The organism is Noviherbaspirillum massiliense JC206, from assembly GCF_000312045.1.
Lineage (GTDB): Bacteria > Pseudomonadota > Gammaproteobacteria > Burkholderiales > Burkholderiaceae_D > Noviherbaspirillum > Noviherbaspirillum massiliense.
In genome coordinates this window covers 878,065-895,012 of the sequence record NZ_HE978634.1, presented here as the reverse complement: position 1 = coordinate 895,012, position 16,948 = coordinate 878,065, and the positions used below count along the sequence as shown (strand labels likewise).

Annotated in this window: 13 protein-coding genes and 1 pseudogene; 5 read left to right on the top strand and 9 right to left on the bottom strand. The window is 60.3% G+C overall.

Features of this window, described 5'->3' with window-relative positions:
• Positions 1-161 precede the first annotated feature (161 nt).
• Together HGHM_RS04535 and HGHM_RS04530 are read left to right on the top strand one after the other, a co-directional pair.
• A complete protein-coding gene (locus HGHM_RS04535; protein ID WP_026075699.1) occupies positions 162-1,061 on the top strand; it encodes a carbohydrate ABC transporter permease in 900 nt (299 codons plus the stop codon).
• Between the two features lie 32 nt (positions 1,062-1,093).
• Positions 1,094-1,936, top strand: coding sequence for a carbohydrate ABC transporter permease (locus HGHM_RS04530; RefSeq protein ID WP_019140323.1), 843 nt, complete (start codon positions 1,094-1,096; stop codon positions 1,934-1,936).
• Positions 1,937-2,462: 526 nt separating this feature from the next.
• Here the strand turns inward: HGHM_RS04530 and HGHM_RS04525 are convergent.
• Positions 2,463-4,184: a methyl-accepting chemotaxis protein gene (locus HGHM_RS04525; RefSeq protein WP_019140322.1), complete on the bottom strand. Its 1,722-nt coding sequence runs from the start codon at positions 4,182-4,184 to the stop codon at positions 2,463-2,465.
• Between the two features lie 14 nt (positions 4,185-4,198).
• Between HGHM_RS04525 and HGHM_RS23055 the strand changes: the two genes are divergently transcribed.
• Positions 4,199-4,612, top strand: coding sequence for a hypothetical protein (locus HGHM_RS23055; protein ID WP_148415367.1), 414 nt, complete (start codon positions 4,199-4,201; stop codon positions 4,610-4,612).
• On the opposite strand, the gene HGHM_RS04515 is transcribed toward HGHM_RS23055, so the two are convergent.
• From HGHM_RS04515 to HGHM_RS04495, 5 genes are all read right to left on the bottom strand, one after another.
• Positions 4,609-5,838 carry a CaiB/BaiF CoA transferase family protein gene (locus HGHM_RS04515; protein WP_026075697.1) on the bottom strand — a complete coding sequence of 410 codons (1,230 nt, stop codon included), beginning with the start codon at positions 5,836-5,838 and terminating at the stop codon, positions 4,609-4,611. The two genes, HGHM_RS23055 and HGHM_RS04515, sit on opposite strands and share 4 nt — an antisense overlap.
• Before the next feature lie 66 nt (positions 5,839-5,904).
• Positions 5,905-7,419, bottom strand: coding sequence for a tripartite tricarboxylate transporter permease (locus tag HGHM_RS04510; RefSeq protein WP_026075696.1), 1,515 nt, complete (start codon positions 7,417-7,419; stop codon positions 5,905-5,907).
• Between the two features lie 11 nt (positions 7,420-7,430).
• Positions 7,431-7,883 carry a tripartite tricarboxylate transporter TctB family protein gene (locus HGHM_RS04505; RefSeq protein WP_019140319.1) on the bottom strand — a complete coding sequence of 151 codons (453 nt, stop codon included), beginning with the start codon at positions 7,881-7,883 and terminating at the stop codon, positions 7,431-7,433.
• Positions 7,884-8,021: 138 nt separating this feature from the next.
• A complete protein-coding gene (locus tag HGHM_RS04500) occupies positions 8,022-9,035 on the bottom strand; it encodes a Bug family tripartite tricarboxylate transporter substrate binding protein (RefSeq protein ID WP_019140318.1) in 1,014 nt (337 codons plus the stop codon).
• 51 nt (positions 9,036-9,086) lie between these two features.
• Positions 9,087-10,310, bottom strand: a complete 1,224-nt coding sequence (locus HGHM_RS04495) for a pyridoxal-phosphate-dependent aminotransferase family protein (RefSeq protein WP_019140317.1) — start codon at positions 10,308-10,310, stop codon at positions 9,087-9,089.
• A 204-nt stretch (positions 10,311-10,514) separates the two neighbouring features.
• Here HGHM_RS04495 and HGHM_RS04490 point away from each other — a divergent pair, with 204 nt between their 5' ends.
• Positions 10,515-11,210 (top strand): GntR family transcriptional regulator, encoded by a 696-nt coding sequence (locus HGHM_RS04490; RefSeq protein ID WP_019140316.1) that lies wholly within the window; start codon positions 10,515-10,517, stop codon positions 11,208-11,210.
• A gap of 101 nt (positions 11,211-11,311) precedes the next feature.
• On the top strand, positions 11,312-14,293 hold the full coding sequence (locus HGHM_RS04485) for an FAD-binding and (Fe-S)-binding domain-containing protein (RefSeq protein ID WP_051155311.1): 2,982 nt from the start codon (positions 11,312-11,314) through the stop codon (positions 14,291-14,293).
• Between the two features lie 245 nt (positions 14,294-14,538).
• Here HGHM_RS04485 and HGHM_RS04480 read toward each other — a convergent pair whose 3' ends face one another.
• From HGHM_RS04480 to HGHM_RS23665, 3 genes and pseudogenes are all read right to left on the bottom strand, one after another.
• A complete protein-coding gene (locus HGHM_RS04480) occupies positions 14,539-15,678 on the bottom strand; it encodes a metallophosphoesterase (RefSeq protein ID WP_026075694.1) in 1,140 nt (379 codons plus the stop codon).
• A gap of 131 nt (positions 15,679-15,809) precedes the next feature.
• Positions 15,810-16,550 (bottom strand): CinA family protein, encoded by a 741-nt coding sequence (locus HGHM_RS04475; protein WP_322785775.1) that lies wholly within the window; start codon positions 16,548-16,550, stop codon positions 15,810-15,812.
• Between the two features lie 54 nt (positions 16,551-16,604).
• A pseudogene (locus HGHM_RS23665) lies at positions 16,605-16,948 on the bottom strand (methyl-accepting chemotaxis protein); the annotation flags it as partial.

Below are 16,948 nucleotides of genomic sequence, written 5' to 3'. Positions count from 1 at the left end.
ACGACAATCATGGTGCAGGCAACATCACGCCCGGCGCAGACAGCGGCCAGCCGGGCCTGCCGCATTCCATCGGAGGACAATCCATGAGAGCATCTCTCTTGTTCAACAAGGCTTCCGCACGGGATGCGGCAGCGCGCAAACATGTGCCCGCCGCCCGCTCCATGCTGCCGCGCATGCTCAACAACCGCAACCTGCTGGGCCTGCTGTTCATGCTGCCGACGGCCATACTGCTGTTGCTGTTTCTCACGTATCCGCTCGGCCTCGGCGTATGGCTCGGCTTTACCGATACCAAGATCGGCCGCGTCGGCGAATGGGTGGGGCTGAGCAACTACATTTTCCTGATCGGCGATTCGGTGGCGCAGCTGTCGCTGTTCAACACCGTCTTCTATACCGTCACCGCCAGCGTGTTCAAATTCGCGCTGGGATTGTGGCTGGCGCTGCTGCTCAACAGGAACCTGCCGTTCAAATCCTTCTTCCGCGCCATCGTCCTGTTGCCATGGATCGTACCGACCGCCCTGTCGGCACTGGCCTTCTGGTGGATTTATGACGCCCAGTTTTCGATCATCAGCTGGTCACTCGAGAGGATGGGATTGATCGACCGCTACATCGACTTTCTGGGCGTGCCCTGGATGGCGAGGATATCCACCGTCATCGCCAACGTCTGGCGCGGCGTGCCCTTTGTCGCGATCTCCCTGCTGGCCGGCCTGCAAACCATCCCGCCGTCGCTGTATGAAGCGGCTGCCATCGACGGCGCCACGCCATGGCAGCAGTTCCGTTACGTCACCCTGCCGCTCCTGACGCCGATCATCGCGGTGGTGATGACCTTCTCGGTGCTGTTCACCTTCACCGACTTCCAGCTGATCTATGTGCTGACCCGCGGCGGCCCGCTGAATGCCACGCACCTGATGGCTACGCTATCCTTCCAGCGCGCGATTCCCGGCGGCTCGCTCGGCGAAGGCGCGGCGCTGGCCACCATGATGGTGCCCTTCCTGCTGGCGGCCATCATGTTTTCCTACTTCGGACTGCAGCGCCGCGGCTGGCAGCAAGGAGGCGACAAATGAACACGAGGACGAACCGGCTAGAAAGCACCGGAATGGATTACCTTCAGTCGCTGCCGCGGCGCTGGGTAACCGTCTACATTCCGCTGGCGCTGTTCCTGGTCGTGCTGCTGTTTCCCTTCTACTGGATGGCGATCACCGCATTCAAGCCGGATGCGGAGCTGCTGTCACGCAGCGGCAATCCCTTCTGGGTCGTGGCGCCAACGCTGGCGCATTTCAAGAAACTGATTTTCGACACGCCCTATCCGGAATGGATGCTCAACACCGTCATCGTATCGACGGTCGCCACCTTTGCCTCGCTGGCGGCCAGCGTATTCGCGGCCTACGCGATCGAGCGCCTGCGCTTCCAGGGGGCGAAGCAAGTCGGGCTGGCCATCTTCCTTGCCTATCTGGTGCCGCCATCCATCCTGTTCATTCCATTGGCGGCCATCGTGTTCAAGCTCGGCCTGTTCGACACGCGCTGGGCCCTGATCCTGACCTATCCGACCTTCCTGATTCCCTTCTGCACCTGGCTGCTGATGGGCTATTTCCGCTCGATTCCCTACGAACTGGAAGAATGCGCGCTGATCGACGGCGCCACACGCTGGCAGATCCTGGTCAAGATCATCCTGCCGCTCGCAGTGCCCGGCCTGATTTCGGCGGGCATCTTTGCATTCACGCTATCGTGGAATGAATTCATCTATGCGCTCACCTTCATTTCTTCCTCCGAGGTAAAAACCGTTCCGGTCGGCGTGGTGACTGAACTGGTCGAAGGCGATGTCTACCACTGGGGAGCATTGATGGCTGGCGCCCTGCTCGGCTCCCTGCCGGTCGCTGTGGTGTATTCGTTTTTCGTCGAGTATTACGTGTCGGGCATGACTGGCGCGGTGAAGGAGTAAGATCTGCTGCCTTCACCCATTCCCCCGCCGGACACCTGCCGTTCGATGTCATCCGTTGCCGCCACTTCGATTATATGGAGCCGGCTGTTCCCACCCTTGACCACTGCAAGGCGATCGTCATCGTCCGGCGCAGTCAGCCCGTGATGCCCAGCGGCCGCGCTCCAGGCTGATGCCTTGCCCGGCGCGGCGATAATGGCTGAAAGCCAGTTCCAGTCGGACCGGTCTTGGCCGATCGCATAACAACGATGAAGTGCTGCGCGCCTCGGCGGTGTAGGTGCCCACGACCGGATCCTGCGCATCGAGAATCGCAAGATCGGAATTGCCCTGGGAGCATGCCAGCCCCGGTTAATCAGACAAAACGAACCCAATGGAAACGCAAGCATGCTGCAAATGGAGAGTCGCATCCGTCTGCCGAACCACGGACGGCAACAGGGCGTGCGGCGTGTATTGCGTTCAGGCCCGGGGCAGAAGGGCCAGGAGCCGCTATGTGCGGCACCTGGAAACCGGGAGTTGCCGGATTGTGCCGTTAAAATTCCTCCCAGTCGTCACCGCTGACGGCCGGCGCTGGCCGGCGCGTGGTCGGAGTTGCGATTGCCGTGTCGGAAATGCTCCGGGTGCGGTCCGCTCGTGCGGGAACCTGAGCCAAAGACTGACGTGTCTTGACAGGGCCGACGGGCAGATTTGTTCCAGCCGGCTGGCTGTTACCAAGCCTGAACACGCTGACCACTCGTGACAGTTCTGCGGCCTGATTCTGCATCGCTTCGGATGCCGCCGCAGCCTCCTCGACCAGAGAAGCGTTCTGCTGCGTGACTTGGTCCATCTGGCTGATCGCCTGGTTGATCTGGTCGATACCGGACGTCTGTTCCTGGCTGGCGGCACTGATCTCGCCCATGATGTCGGTCACGCGCCGGATGCTGTCCACGATCTCTTCCATGGTGCTGCCGGCGTTCGCCACCAGCTTGCTGCCAGTGTCGACCTTCTGTACCGAATCATCGATCAGCGCCTTGATTTCCTTGGCCGCGGCGGCGGAGCGCTGGGCCAGGTTACGCACTTCGGAGGCCACCACCGCAAAGCCGCGCCCCTGCTCGCCGGCGCGCGCCGCTTCCACCGCGGCATTCAAGGCGAGGATATTGGTCTGGAAGGCAATCCCGTCGATCACGCCGATGATGTCGACAATCTTTTTCGAGGATTCGTTGATCGATGCCATGGTGTCGACCACTTCCGCCACCACTTGCCCGCCCTTGCCCGCCACGGCCGATGCCGACACCGCCAGCTGGTTCGCCTGCCGTGCATTGTCGGCATTTTGTTTCACGGTTGACGTCAGTTCTTCCATCGACGATGCGGTTTCTTCCAGCGAACTGGCTTGCTGTTCGGTGCGTGAGGACAAGTCCTGGTTGCCGGCGGCGATCTCGCTCGACGCAGTCGTGATCGCGTGTGCGCCGGTCTGTACCTGGATGACAATCTTCCTGAGCGCTTCGTTCATGTTCTTCAGGGCGCGCAGCAGCTTGCCGATCTCGTTGTTCGACTTCGGCTGCACCTCGGCAGTCAGGTCACCTTCGGCAACCCGGGTGGCCAGGTTGACCGCCAGGTTCAGCGGCTTGGTGATGCTGCGGGCGATGAGGACGGAGCAGGCGGCGCCAAATGCGACTATCAGCACGCTCAGCAGGATCATCAGCTTCAGGCTGCCTTCATAGGCATGCTCGATGTCCAGCGCATTCTGATCGATTGCCTTTCTCTGATGAGTCAGCAATTCGAGCAAGCCGTCTTCGTATTGCTTGGACAAGGGCAGGTATTCCTCTTCCAAGAGCCGGTTCGATTCCGCTGCATTTCCTTCGGCCTTGGCCTTGATCGCGCCATCGCGGGCCTTGGAATATTTTTTACGGACCTCGACCACCTTGTTGTAGAGCGCCTTCTCTTCTTCGCTGGTCAGCAAAGCTTCGAAATTCTTCTGCAATTCCGAAGAGCTCTTCGTGGTCTCTTCGATGTCCTTGGCGAAGAACTTGGGGAGCGAATCATCGCTGCTCTTCGCGATCGCACTGGTGCGGCGGATGGATCCGAAGGTATTGCGGTACCAGTCCGCTGCCATGCGCTCCTTCGTCAGCGGTTTTTCCATCATTTCGCGCGTTGCGTCCGAAACGGCACGCAACTGCCAGATGCCGATCAGGGTAGAGACGATGGAAAGCGCGAGGATGACGGCGAAGCCGGCGGCCAGACGAGTACTGATGCGAGAAGTGACGAGAATGTTCATGCTGATGCATCCATATGAGTGAATCGACAACGCGGCAGATTCCGAACCGGCCAAGCATGGTGAAGCTTATTGCTGGCGGCATCGGCGCCATTCATGAAACAGGAGTGTTCTCCATACGCTTTTCTGCAGGCTGCCAGTCTGTAATCCATGTACCTCTTGCGCCTTCTGGAGAATGCTTTACATGGCATTGCTGGCAAAGGGAATGCGTGCTGAATCGAGCCGGCATTCGCTTATCTATCTTTACGGCTGCATGGAGGGCAAACTTTAGGGAGTCCTTGCCTGAATTCGCCCCTACCGAATTCATGCGTGCAGGAAGGATGGCCACAAAAAAAGCCAGGCAGAAGACCTGGCTTGTGAAAGGCAATGGATGGATGAGGAAATGCCTGCTGCTCCGGGCTGCCGAAGACGCAGCCCGGAACGGCTCTTAGCCTTCCTGAAATTTTGCTTCTTCGATCACGCCTGTGGCGGCGAAACCGTCGATTTCCGCATCGCTGTACCCGTACTCGCGCAGCAGCTCGCGGGAGTGCTCGCCCAGCATCGGCGCATGGCGGGTGATCTGAGTCGGCGTCTTGGAAAAATGCACGGGGCACCCAAGCGCCTTGGTCGGACCAGCCTGCGGATGCACCAGGTCGACCACCATATTGCGCGCCAAGGTCTGCGGGTGTGTCAGAGCTTCGCCTATGGTATGCACCGGCCCCACCGGGACGCCAGCGGCATCGAAGGCTTCCATCCATTCCGCGCGGGTGCGCGTAACCAGTACGGCTGCCATGGCTTCGGTCAGCGAGGACAGGTTTTGCATCCGCGCTGTGTTGTCGATATAGCGTGGATCATTGCGCCATTCCGGATGACCGAGCACTTCGGCAATGCGTTCCCAGTTTGCCTGGTTGGCGCCGCCGATGTTGATCCAGCCGTCGCTGGCACGGAAGGCCTGATAAGGCGCGGTCAGCAGGTGAGCTGATCCGGTCGGTCCGACCGATTGTCCGGTTGCGAAATAGATCGCCGCATGCCAGTAGGTCTGCTGCAGCGCAGCTTCCATCAGCGAAGTGTCGACCACCTGGCCCTGCCCGGTCTTGAGCTTGTGCGCATAGGCGGCGGTAATGCCGACCACGGCCAGGATGCCGGCGTTGATGTCGGCAATCGAGTTGCCGGTTTTCGCCGGCGGGCCGCCCGGTTCACCAGTGACCGACATCAGGCCCGAGAAACCTTGGGCGATCAAGTCGAATCCGCCCTTGTCGCCGTAAGGGCCGTCGCGGCCGTAACCGGATACCGAGCAGTAGATCAGGCCGGGATTGATTTTCGAAAGGACATCGTAGCCGAGTCCCAGCTTTTCCAGCGTGCCGCGACGGTAGTTCTCCGTCAGGACGTCCGCATCCTTGACCATGCGCAGCAGGATCTCGCGGCCCTGCTCATGCTTGAGGTTGAGGGCAATGCCGCGCTTGTTGCGGTTGAGGATCATGAAGGGAGCGGACACGCCATTGACGCGAGGTTCGCGATAACCGCGGGCATCGTCGCCGCCCGGCAGTTTTTCCACCTTGATGACATCGGCACCCATATCGGCCAGCATCATCCCGCAGGTGGGGCCGGCCATGATCTGGGCCAGCTCAAGGACACGCATGCCGGCGAGAGGGCCGCTGCGTTCTTTACTGACTTTCATGTTTAATCCTTGAAGTGCAAGAAAAAAAATCGGGCATATTGCTATGCCCGATCCGGAAAGCCAGGCTCAAGCAGCCTGGGCTTTGGCTTTCGCTTTGATGCGGGAATTCCACAGCGAACTGATGAAGGACCATGCCAGACCGGCCACGGCCAGCGTCATGATGGTGCCCACCAGGCCGTTTTCCCAGAAAATGCCGATGCTGCCGCCCGAGGCAAGCATGCTTTGACGGAAGGCGTCTTCGGCACGACTGCCCAGCACCAGCGCAAGCACCATTGGCGCCAGCGGATAGCTCAGCTTCTTGAACACATATCCGATCACGCCGAAGATCAGCATGAGCCAGATATCGAAGGGTGCGTTGTTCACCGTGTAGGCACCGATCGCGCACACCACCAGGATCGCAGGAGCGATGATGGAGAACGGGATGCGCAGGATCGCGGCAAACAGCGGCACGGACGCCAGGACAATGATCAGGCCCGACAGGTTGCCGAGATACATGCTCGCGATCAGTCCCCAGACGAACTCCTTCTGTTCAACGAACAGCAAGGGACCGGGCTGCAGACCCCAGATCATCAGGCCGCCCAGCAGCACCGCCGCGGTCGCCGAACCCGGGATGCCAAGGGCCAGCATCGGCAGCAATGCGCTGGTGCCGGCAGCATGCGCCGCGGTTTCCGGTGCCAGCACACCCTCGATATTGCCCTTGCCGAAGCTGTCCGGATCTTTCGCAAACCGCTTCGCGACGCCATATCCCATGAACGAGGCAGCAGTCGCGCCGCCCGGCGTGATGCCGAGCCAGCAGCCGATGGCGGAGGAACGCAGCAGGGTCATGAAGTAGCGTGGCAGCGTTGCCCACGTCTTCAGGACGACCTTCAGGTCGATGGCTGCTTTCTTCCCTTTGAAGGCAAGGCCTTCTTCCATCGTCATCAGGATCTCGCTGATACCGAACAGGCCGATCACGGCAACCAGGAAATCAAAGCCGCGCAACAGTTCCGGTATGTCGAAGGTCATGCGCAACTGGCCGGAAATGGTATCCATACCCACGGCAGCCAGTGCGAAGCCGAGGCACATCGCGATGATGATTTTTGCCTTGGGTTCCTTGCCCATTCCAATGAAGCTGCAGAAGGTCAGGAAGTACACCGCGAAGAATTCGGGCGGGCCGAATCGCAGCGCGAATTTCGCAACCAGCGGCGCCAGGAAGGTGATCACGAGTACGCCGAACAGCGCGCCGATGAAGGAACCCGTGAAGGCGCTGGTGAGAGCCTGGCCTGCCTTACCCTGCTGCGCCAGCGGATAGCCGTCAAATGTAGTGGCAACCGAGTGCGCCTCCCCCGGGATGTTGAACAGCACGGAGGTAATCGCGCCGCCAAACAGTGCGCCCCAGTAAATGCACGAGAGCAGGATGATGGCGGAAGTCGGGTTCATCGAGAAAGTCAGCGGCAGCAGGATCGCGACACCATTGGGTCCGCCCAGTCCGGGCAGCACGCCAACCACGATCCCCAGCAGGATGCCGATGAACATCAGGCCGGTGTTTTGCCAGGACAGGACGACGGCAAAACCGTGTAAGAGAGAATCTAGATTTTCCATTTGTGATCCAGTCAATATCCGAGAAACTGCTCAAGAGGGCCTTTGGGGAGGGGCACCTTGAAGGCTATTTCGAATATCCAGAAGAACGCCAGGCTGATACTGCAGCTGACAAGCGCCGATTTCCACCAGTTGAACTTTCCGACGGCCAGCATGAAGAGGCCGATGAAGAGTGCCGAGGCAACGTAGATGCCGAGCCACTGGATGGCAGCGACGTAAATGATCAGCGGAACCAGTACCGTGGCAACCAGACGCAACTGCGCCTTTTCGACAAACGGTGATCTGTCGTTTTTCAAGATCGCCTGGACAATCACTGCGATGCTGGCCAGCAGAATGAAGACGCCCATTCTGAGGGGGAAGTAACCCGATTGCGGACCGTCTTCAGCCCAGCCTGCGCCGATCTCGTAATTGCTCCAGATGATGAGGACACCAAGCGCCGCCAAGATAATGCCGACAATCAGTTCCATTGTGCGATTGGAAATCGCGCCGTCTGAACTCTCGGTGGAGTCGACCGGCTCTAGATTTGTACTCATGATGAATGGATGTGAAAGGTGGACGGTACTGCGCCGCGCATCCGCGTGGAGCGGATGCGCGGTATGTCGGACTTACTTGGCGTTGGGAGCGAGGAAACCGGCTTCTTTCATGATTGCGCGGTGTTCCTGTTCATCCTTGGTGAGGTAATCACGCAGAGCATTGCCTGTCTTGAAGTTGTCCTTCAATGCATTCTTCTGCATGTACTCCTTCCACTCCGGAGTAGCTACCACTTTCTGGAAGAGATCTTCGTAGTACTTGGTCGCTTCCGAAGGAACGCCGCCCGGCAGCAGGAAGATGCGCATCATCTGGTACTCCACGTCCAGTCCCTGCTCCTTGCAGGTGGGGACATCGCCCCAGCTCATGGTCTGCGTTACCTTTTCCTTGTAGGCGGAACGTTCATTGGCAAACAGGCACAGCGGACGCTGCTCGCCGGCACGCCATTGTCCGATCGATTCCGAAGGATTGTTGGTGTCGGCATCGATATGCTTACCGGACAGCTGTGTCGTAACTTCGCCGCCTCCCTTGTACGGGATATAGGTAAATTTCACGCCCGCCTTCTTCTCGACCATCGCAGTAATGACGTGGTCTTCCCGCTTGGAGCTGGTGCCGCCCATCTTGAATTGTCCGGGGGGCGCCTTCTTCACGGCAGCGATGAAATCGCTGGAAGTCTTGTAAGGCGTTTCGCTGTTCACCCACAGCATGAACTCATCCTGCGCGACCATCGCCACCGGAGTCAGGTCGCGCCAGTTGAATGGGAGACCGGTTGCCAGCGGCACGGTGAACAAGCCGGTGGAAGACACGACGACACGGTGCGGATCACCTTTGGCTGCCTTGATGTCGAGCAGTCCTTCTGCACCGCTCGCGCCGGCCTTGTTGGTGACAATGACCGGCTGATTCATCAGCTTGTGCTTGGCGATGATGCCCTGAATCGAGCGCGCCATCTGGTCGGTTGCACCACCCGCACTGAACGGCACCACGAATTCGACCGGCTTGCTCGGCTCCCATGCAGCCGCGATGTTCGCGATGCTGAGAGCGAGTACGGATACCGCTAGTTGCAGGGGGCGCTTCAACGACTTGTTACGCATGTTTAGTCTCCTATTTTGGTTCATTTCACAACTGCGCCGGTAATACTAGCACTAGGCCGCTTTGATTTGGGCGACAGGTGTAACGGATTTTTGTAACGATTCCATTGCAGCGAGCACACCACCCGATTTATGTGGTATTCCCGCAAGCGACAGGCCCATCTCGACGCCGGAGAGCGTCGCCATCAGCGTGAGGTCGTTGAAGTCGCCGAGGTGGCCAATTCGGAAGACATAGCCCGACAGCTTGGTGAGGCCCTGCCCCAGGGACATGTTGAAGTTGTCGAGGATGGTCTTGCGCAGCTTGTCGGCGTTGTAGTACTCGCCCTTCGCGTCCTTCGGCATCACCACGGCAGTCAGCGAGCCGCTGTACTCGGCCGGGTTCTGGCACAGGATTTCGAGGCCCCATGCGCGCACTGCGGCGCGGGTCGCTTCGCCATGGCGCTGGTGACGATGGAACACATTGCTCAAGCCCTCTTCGAACAGCATGTCGCAGGCTTCGGACAAGCCATACAGCAAGTTGGTGGCAGGCGTGTAAGGCCAGAAGCCGTTCTTGTTGGCTTCGATGATTTCATCCCAGCCCCAGAATGCGCGCGGAAGCTTGGCAGTCTTGGATGCGGCGATCGCCTTTTCGGAAATCGCATTGAAGGAAATACCCGGCGGGAGCATCAGGCCTTTCTGCGAACCGGAAACGGTAACGTCCACGCCCCACTCGTCATGGCGATAATCGATCGAGCCGAGAGAGGAAATCGTGTCGACCAGCAGCAGTGCCGGGTGCTTGGCATTGTCGATCGCGCGACGCACAGCCGCAATGTTGGAGGTCACGCCGGTCGAGGTTTCGTTGTGCACGACGCAGACGGCCTTGATCGAGTGCGCCTTGTCTTCCTTCAGACGGGCTTCGATCTTGTCGGCATCGACACCGCGGCGCCAGTCGTCGCCGATGAATTCCGGCTTCAGCGACAGCTTGTCGGCCATCTTCTTCCACAGTGTCGCGAAGTGACCGGTTTCATACATCAGCACATGGTCGCCGGGCGACAGGGTATTGACGAGAGCAGCTTCCCAGGCGCCGGTGCCGGATGCCGGATAGATGACCACGTGCGACTTGGTCTGGAAAACTTTCTTGATGTCGGAAAGAACCTTCTTGCCCAAGGCCTGGAATTCCGGACCACGGTGGTCGATGGTCGGATAATCCATGGCGCGCAACACCCGGTCGGGCACATTGGTGGGGCCAGGAATTTGCAGGAAATGACGGCCGGACGGGTGGGAATTAAGCTTGAGCATGGATCCTCCTGTTACACGCCAGCGCACGGGCTGGGCGGTTATTAAAAAAAGCACTTTGCATACAATATACCAAACCAAAATCATGTCAAGCACTAATTGATTTGTCGCTTTTTTGTAAGCAATTGTTTTTTAAGGGTTTATGGATATACTTGCGGTACTTTGAAAATTTTTCGATCGCTGTATTTAATATACAATGCAGAGACTATGAACTCTAACAAACAGTCCGCCCTGCCCGTTTCCTTGTCGATAGACCGTCAGGGCTTGTCATCTGCGGTGACGGCGAAACTGCGTGACATGATTGTGGAAGGCATCCTCGCGCCGGGCACGCGCCTGAACGAACGCGTGCTGTGCGAGCAGCTGGCCGTCTCCCGCACGCCTTTGCGCGAAGCCTTCAAAACCCTCGCGGTGGAAGGCCTCGTTGACCTCCTGCCCAACCGGGGGGCCGCAGTCGCCCAGATGTCGATCGAGGACATCGAGCAGACCTTTGAAGTCATGGGCGCACTGGAAGGCTTGTCGGGCCAGCTCGCCTGCCAGCGGATCACCGATGCCGCGATCGCGGAAATCAAGGCGATGCATTATGAAATGCTGGCTGCGCATGCACGGCGCGACCTGCCGAGCTATTACAAGCTCAACCACAAGATCCATGACTGCATCAACGCGGCCGCCGGCAATGACGTGCTGACGACGACCTACCAGCAGATCAACACGCGCATCCAGAGCCTGCGCTTCCGCTCGAACTTCAACCAGGAAAAATGGGATGCCGCGGTCAAGGAACACGATGCCATGCTGGCGGCGCTCGAAAAGCGCGACGGCGATGCGCTGCGCACCGTCCTGCAGCAGCACCTGATCAACAAGCGCGACTCGGTCATTGCCGACCTGCGCGAAAGACTCACGGCCTAGCGCCTCATGCGCCTGCGCCAGTTACTCGACTCACCATTGAAACAGGCATTAGGAACAACATGAACGCATCTACACCCTCCCAGGTCCTGCTCAGTCCGCAAATGCAGAATCTCTCAGACCGGCATGAAGTCGCCCGACGCCTGGCGCAGGAAACGACCGGGGAAGTCCTGTTCGACAAATTCTCGCGCGGCCGCTATTCCACCGATGCCTCGATCTACCAGGTCGAACCGATCGGTGTCTTCGTTCCGCGTACCGAACAGGATGTGGAGATCGCCATCGCCATCGCGCGCGATGCCGGCATGCCCATCCTGCCGCGAGGCGGCGGCACCAGCCAGTGCGGCCAGACCGTGGGCCAGGCGCTGGTGCTCGACAACAGCAAGTACCTGAACAAGGTCATCGACTTCGACAAGGAGGCGATGACGGTCACCGTGCAGCCAGGCATCGTGCTCGACCATCTGAATGCCTGGCTGAAGCCGCACGGCCTGTGGTTCCCGGTGGACGTCTCCACCGCGGCCCAATGCACGATCGGCGGCATGACCGGCAACAACTCCTGCGGTTCGCGCAGCATCCACTACGGCAACATGGTGCACAACGTGCTCGCCATCGATGCCTGGCTGTCGGACGGCACACAAGCGAGCTTCGGCGAATTCTCCGCCATGCTGCAATCGGCCTCGCCGCGCGTGCGCGACCTCGCCGAAAACGTCCGCAAGATCGCCGAGCGCGAGAAGGATGAAATCGAGGCACGCTTCCCGAAAGTGATGCGCCGCGTCGGAGGCTACAACCTGGACATCTTCCATCCGCAATCGGAGCGCCCCTATACCGTCGACGGCAGTGTCAACCTGGCGCACCTGCTGGTGGGCTCCGAAGGCACGCTGGCTTATTCGCGCCAGATCAAGCTCAAGCTCGCTCCCCTGCCGAAGGCCAAGACATTGGGCGTGGTGAATTTCGCCAAGTTCCACGATGCGATGGCGATGACGCAGCACATCGTCAAGTTGAAGCCGGTCGCGGTCGAACTGGTGGACCGCACCATGATCGAACTGGCACGCAGCAATCCGGCATTCAAGCCCACGATTGAAAAAGCCCTGATCGGCGCGCCCGACGCGATCCTGCTGGTGGAATTCGCGGGTGCGACCAAGGATGAACAGGTGCGCCAGCTGAAAGCCCTGGTCGAACTGATGGGTGATCTCGGTCTCCCCGGCTCCGTGGTCGAGATGCCCGACGAGAAGGAACAGAAGGAATTGTGGGAAGTCCGCAAGGCCGGCCTGAACATCATGATGAGCCTAAAGGGCGACGGCAAGCCGGTGTCCTTTATCGAGGATTGCGCCGTGCCGCTCGAGCACCTGGCGGAATACACCGACCGCCTGACGGAAGTGTTCGCGAAACACGGTACGCGCGGCACCTGGTATGCCCACGCCTCGGTCGGCACCCTGCACGTGCGCCCGATTCTCGACATGCGTCGCGACGGCGGCAAGAAGATGCGCGCCATCGCGGAAGAAGCGGCGGCGCTGGTGCGCAAGTACAAGGGCGCGTTCTCCGGCGAACACGGCGACGGCCTGGTGCGCAGCGAATGGGTGGACTGGCAGTTCGGCGAACGCCTGATGAAGGCCTATGGCGAAGTGAAGGACAACTTCGATCCACTGAACCTGATGAACCCCGGGAAAATCGTGCGCTCCACCAAGATGGACGATGCCTCGCTGTATCGCTTCAAGCCCGGCTACGCGGCACTGCCGCTGCAGCCTGCGCTGGACTGGTCCGCCTGGAACGTGCAGGCAGATCCGGTTACCGAAGAAACAACGGCTCCGGGCACCGGCGGTGATCCGGCCGGTGGTTTCGCCAAGGCGATCGAGATGTGCAACAACAACGGCCATTGCCGCAAGTTCGATGCCGGCACCATGTGTCCGAGTTATCGCGCCACCAAGGATGAAAAGCACCTGACCCGGGGCCGCGCCAACACGCTGCGGCTTGCGGTATCCGGCCAGTTGGGCCCGGATGCTTTCACTTCCGAAGAGATGTACAGCACGCTCGACCTATGCGTGAGCTGCAAGGGCTGCAAGCGCGACTGCCCGACCGGCGTCGACATGGCGAAAATGAAGACCGAGTTCCTGTACCACTATCGCAAGAAGCACGGCCTGCGCCTGAAGGACAAGCTGGTGGCCTACATGCCGCGCTATGCGCCGCTTGCGGCAAGGCTCGCGCCCCTGTTCAACCTGCGCAACCGCCTGCCCGGCGCAGCGCAGCTGATGGAGAAGGCGACAGGATTCAGCGCCAAGCGCTCCCTGCCGGAATGGCGCAGCGACACGTTCTTCAAGACGGCCGAGCAGAAGGCGGCACCGGCAGGCGCGCCGGAAGTGGTGCTGTTCGTCGACACCTTCAACAATTATTTCGAATCTGAAAACGGCCGCGCGGCATATCGCGTGCTGCAGGCTGCCGGCTACAACGTCCATCTCGCCAAGGCGCCGGGCGAATCGCGTCCGCTGTGCTGCGGCCGCACCTATCTCGCGGCCGGCCTGGTCGACGAGGCGAAGCAGGAAGCGCGACGCACCATGGAAGCACTGCTGCCCTTCGTGGAGCGCGGCGTGCCGGTAGTGGGACTGGAGCCCTCTTGCCTGCTGACCATGCGCGATGAATTCCTGGTCTACGGCTTTGGCGAACAGGCGAAGAAGCTGGCAGCGCAGGCGATGCTGTTCGAGGAGTTCCTGGCGCGCGAAGCGAAGAACGGCACGCTTAAATTGAAGCTGAAAGCGCTGCCGCAGCAAACGGCCCTGCTCCATGGCCACTGCCATCAGAAAGCCTTCGATGCGGTCAATCCGATCAACACCGTGCTCGGCCTGATCCCTTCACTCAAGGTGCAGATGATCGAATCGAGCTGCTGCGGCATGGCAGGCAGCTTCGGCTACGAGGCGGAACATTACGACGTGTCGATGAAGATGGCGGAACTGTCGCTGCTGCCGGCAGTGCGCGCGGCGGACAAGGATGCCCTGATCGTGGCCGATGGCACCAGCTGCCGCCACCAGATCGCGGATGGCGCCGAGCGTGAAGCCATCCACGTGGCACGGGTGCTGGAAGCGGCCCTGGATGTCTGAAGCGTTGCAGCCCAAGTAAAAAGGCGCGCCGCGAGCGCGCCTTTTTTTGGGTCCGGATTTCAATTTGCCATGGGAAGTAGGGTGCGCCGTGCGCACCATGCGATCCCGGTGCGCACGGCGCACCCTACTTTCGTCCCCTTTCAGGCTTATCGAAGCTGCTTTAGGCGCAGCGAGGAGCAATCTGGATTTTGGCCGAGCACGGCAGCTCGAGAGCGGGACTCACGCAGATGCTTTGCCAACAGGACCTAGCGCGCCGGCACCAGGCGCAGGCGGGTGATTTCCGAGGGTGCGCCGAAACGTTTCGGCGGCCCCCAGTAGCCGGTACCGCGGCTGGTATACACCCACAGCTGGCGCAAGCGGTTCAGGCCGGCGACGTAAGGCTGCTGCATCGGCACGAAAAAATTCCAGGGAAGGAATTGTCCGCCGTGGGTATGACCGGACAGTTGCAGGTCGAAGCCGGCGTCGGCCGCGGCGGCCGCCGAACGCGGCTGGTGTGCCAGCAGTACTTTCGCGCCCGTATTCTCCGGCGCGCCGGCGAGGGCCGCATGCGGATCGCTGCGGTGCGCTTCGTCGAAGTGGTGCGCGGTGTAATCGGTCACGCCCGCCACTACCAGGGATGCGCCCTGGTGCTGCAACACCACATGCTCATTCATCAATACCGTGATTCCCAGTCGGCGTAGCTCCGCAATCCAGGCATGGGCATTCGAATAATATTCGTGGTTGCCGGTGACGAAGTAAGTGCCGTGACGCGCCTTCAATTGCGACAGAGGCGCGGTATGTGGTGCCAGTTGCCGGACGCTGCCGTCGACCAGGTCGCCGGTGATCGCGATCAGGTCCGGCTTTAGCCCATTGACCGCATCGACAATCGCTTCCAGGTAACTGCGCTTGATGGTTGGTCCGACATGGATATCGCTGATCTGCGCGATGGTGAAGCCATCGAGCGCATCCGGCAAACCGGCGATCGGCACCTCGACATCCACTACCCGTGCGGTGCGGCGCGCATTGATGAAACCAATCAGGGACACCAGCACTGCGAGCGAAGGCACTGCCAGTGCGGTCCAGCTTACGAGCGCAGCGGAATGCAGGCCGACGATCGCGGCCAGCAACAGAACCACGTCGCGCAGCAGCGTCAGCACCAGCAATGAGGAAAACAGGCCCATCGCCAGCAGGCCGACCCAGGCAACCCGGTCCGACAGCGGCTGGCGCCTGATACCACGCGCTAGCAGCCCGGCCGGCACCAGAACGAAAGAAGCCACCAACCACAATGCGCCAAGCGTGCGCGCAGTCGTGTCGAGCGGCAGATCGGGCAGCACGCGCCACCCGATATAGGCATGCAATACGGCGAGCAGGCTGTAAACAACGAGAACGAAATTTCGACTTGGCATGGAATTCGTGGACAACAGGCATGGAACCGGGAATCACCGGCTGAGGGATTTTATCTTGGGATGATATTCCGGGCTTCAATAGGAAACAGGCCTCCCTTCGCAACGGAGGCCTGGCTTTCCTTCACGCAGGCTTATGCGGAACGCGCCGGGATGCCGCTTTGAAGTTGCTTGTGATAATACACGACGCGCTCGATGGCGTAGTCGGTGCCTGCCTGGCGCACTTCGTTGCGGTCGCCATCAAAGCGCCGGGTTTCAGAAAACACAATTGTTGTGCCATTGTGCTCGAATGCCCATGCGAAACAAATGGTCCCCGGCGGAATGCCATCCTCGCCGCCTGGCCCGGCCACCCCGGTATTGGCCACCGCCGCATTGGCGCCGCTGTTATGCAGTGCACCCTCGACCATTTCGCGCGCCACCGGCTCGCTGGTCAGATTGTATTTTTCAATGGTCTCAGGCTTGACCTGCAGGTAACGACATTTTGCTTCCGGCGCATACGTGACGAACCCGGCTTCCAGCCAGCTGCCGCACCCCGGCTGTCCGCCAAGTGTGGCCGCTACCAGGCCGGCAGTGCAGGATTCCGCCGTCACAAGCCGCAATTTGTGCGCTTTGAAATATTCCGAGATGGCTTGCAACTGTTCCATTGATTTCCCTTCTGCTGTGAACCGGATATCGTCCGGACGTTCTTGCTGCCGGCACACAGGGTAGACAAGACGAAGCGTCGGATTGTTTCGCAGACGGGATTTGAGGCGTGACAAGAAGTTCAGTCTGGAAATTTCCAGGACTGGTGATGGCTGCAGCCATGCGCCAATGTGGAGATAATCCGGAGCTGCAGTGATGAACGAGCGGTCTGGACGCACCGTATGTACGCCCATCCGCCGCAAAGGAGCCGGACTCCTGCAATAGCCCGGCTCCTGCTGCCGCTGGATTCAGAACTCTTCCCAGTCATCCCCGCTTGTCGCCGGACGGCCCGACGTGCGACGTAACGGGGCAGGCGCTGCCGCGGTCCGGATCGCTGCTACAGGCGGCGTCGGCTTGTTTGCCTGCGGCGCCGGCACCTGGCGCGGAACTGCCGTGGCCGCAGGCAGGTTCGCGCCCTCGTGGCTGAGCTTGAACACGCTGACCACCTCTGCCAGGTTGCGCGCCTGTTCCTGCATGGCTTCCGTGGCCGCTGCCGCCTGTTCCACCAGGGCCGCATTCTGTTGCGTGACCTGGTCCATCTGGCCAATGGCCTGGTTCACCTGTTCGATGCCGGCGCTTTGCTCGTGCGAGG

What these genes read in the sequence shown, in the direction of transcription:
- HGHM_RS04505 (WP_019140319.1), bottom strand. Translation starts at nt 7,883, where the DNA reads ATGGAACTGATTGTCGGCATTATCTTGGCGGCGCTTGGTGTCCTCATC.
- HGHM_RS04480 (WP_026075694.1), bottom strand. Translation starts at nt 15,678, where the DNA reads ATGCCAAGTCGAAATTTCGTTCTCGTTGTTTACAGCCTGCTCGCCGTA.
- HGHM_RS04475 (WP_322785775.1), bottom strand. Translation starts at nt 16,550, where the DNA reads ATGGGCGTACATACGGTGCGTCCAGACCGCTCGTTCATCACTGCAGCT.
- HGHM_RS04530 (WP_019140323.1), top strand. Translation starts at nt 1,094, where the DNA reads ATGGATTACCTTCAGTCGCTGCCGCGGCGCTGGGTAACCGTCTACATT.
- HGHM_RS04500 (WP_019140318.1), bottom strand. Translation starts at nt 9,035, where the DNA reads ATGCGTAACAAGTCGTTGAAGCGCCCCCTGCAACTAGCGGTATCCGTA.
- HGHM_RS04510 (WP_026075696.1), bottom strand. Translation starts at nt 7,419, where the DNA reads ATGGAAAATCTAGATTCTCTCTTACACGGTTTTGCCGTCGTCCTGTCC.
- HGHM_RS04485 (WP_051155311.1), top strand. Translation starts at nt 11,312, where the DNA reads ATGCAGAATCTCTCAGACCGGCATGAAGTCGCCCGACGCCTGGCGCAG.
- HGHM_RS04515 (WP_026075697.1), bottom strand. Translation starts at nt 5,838, where the DNA reads ATGAAAGTCAGTAAAGAACGCAGCGGCCCTCTCGCCGGCATGCGTGTC.
- HGHM_RS04490 (WP_019140316.1), top strand. Translation starts at nt 10,515, where the DNA reads ATGAACTCTAACAAACAGTCCGCCCTGCCCGTTTCCTTGTCGATAGAC.
- HGHM_RS04495 (WP_019140317.1), bottom strand. Translation starts at nt 10,310, where the DNA reads ATGCTCAAGCTTAATTCCCACCCGTCCGGCCGTCATTTCCTGCAAATT.
- HGHM_RS23055 (WP_148415367.1), top strand. Translation starts at nt 4,199, where the DNA reads ATGAGTGAATCGACAACGCGGCAGATTCCGAACCGGCCAAGCATGGTG.
- HGHM_RS04535 (WP_026075699.1), top strand. Translation starts at nt 162, where the DNA reads ATGCTGCCGCGCATGCTCAACAACCGCAACCTGCTGGGCCTGCTGTTC.
- HGHM_RS04525 (WP_019140322.1), bottom strand. Translation starts at nt 4,184, where the DNA reads ATGAACATTCTCGTCACTTCTCGCATCAGTACTCGTCTGGCCGCCGGC.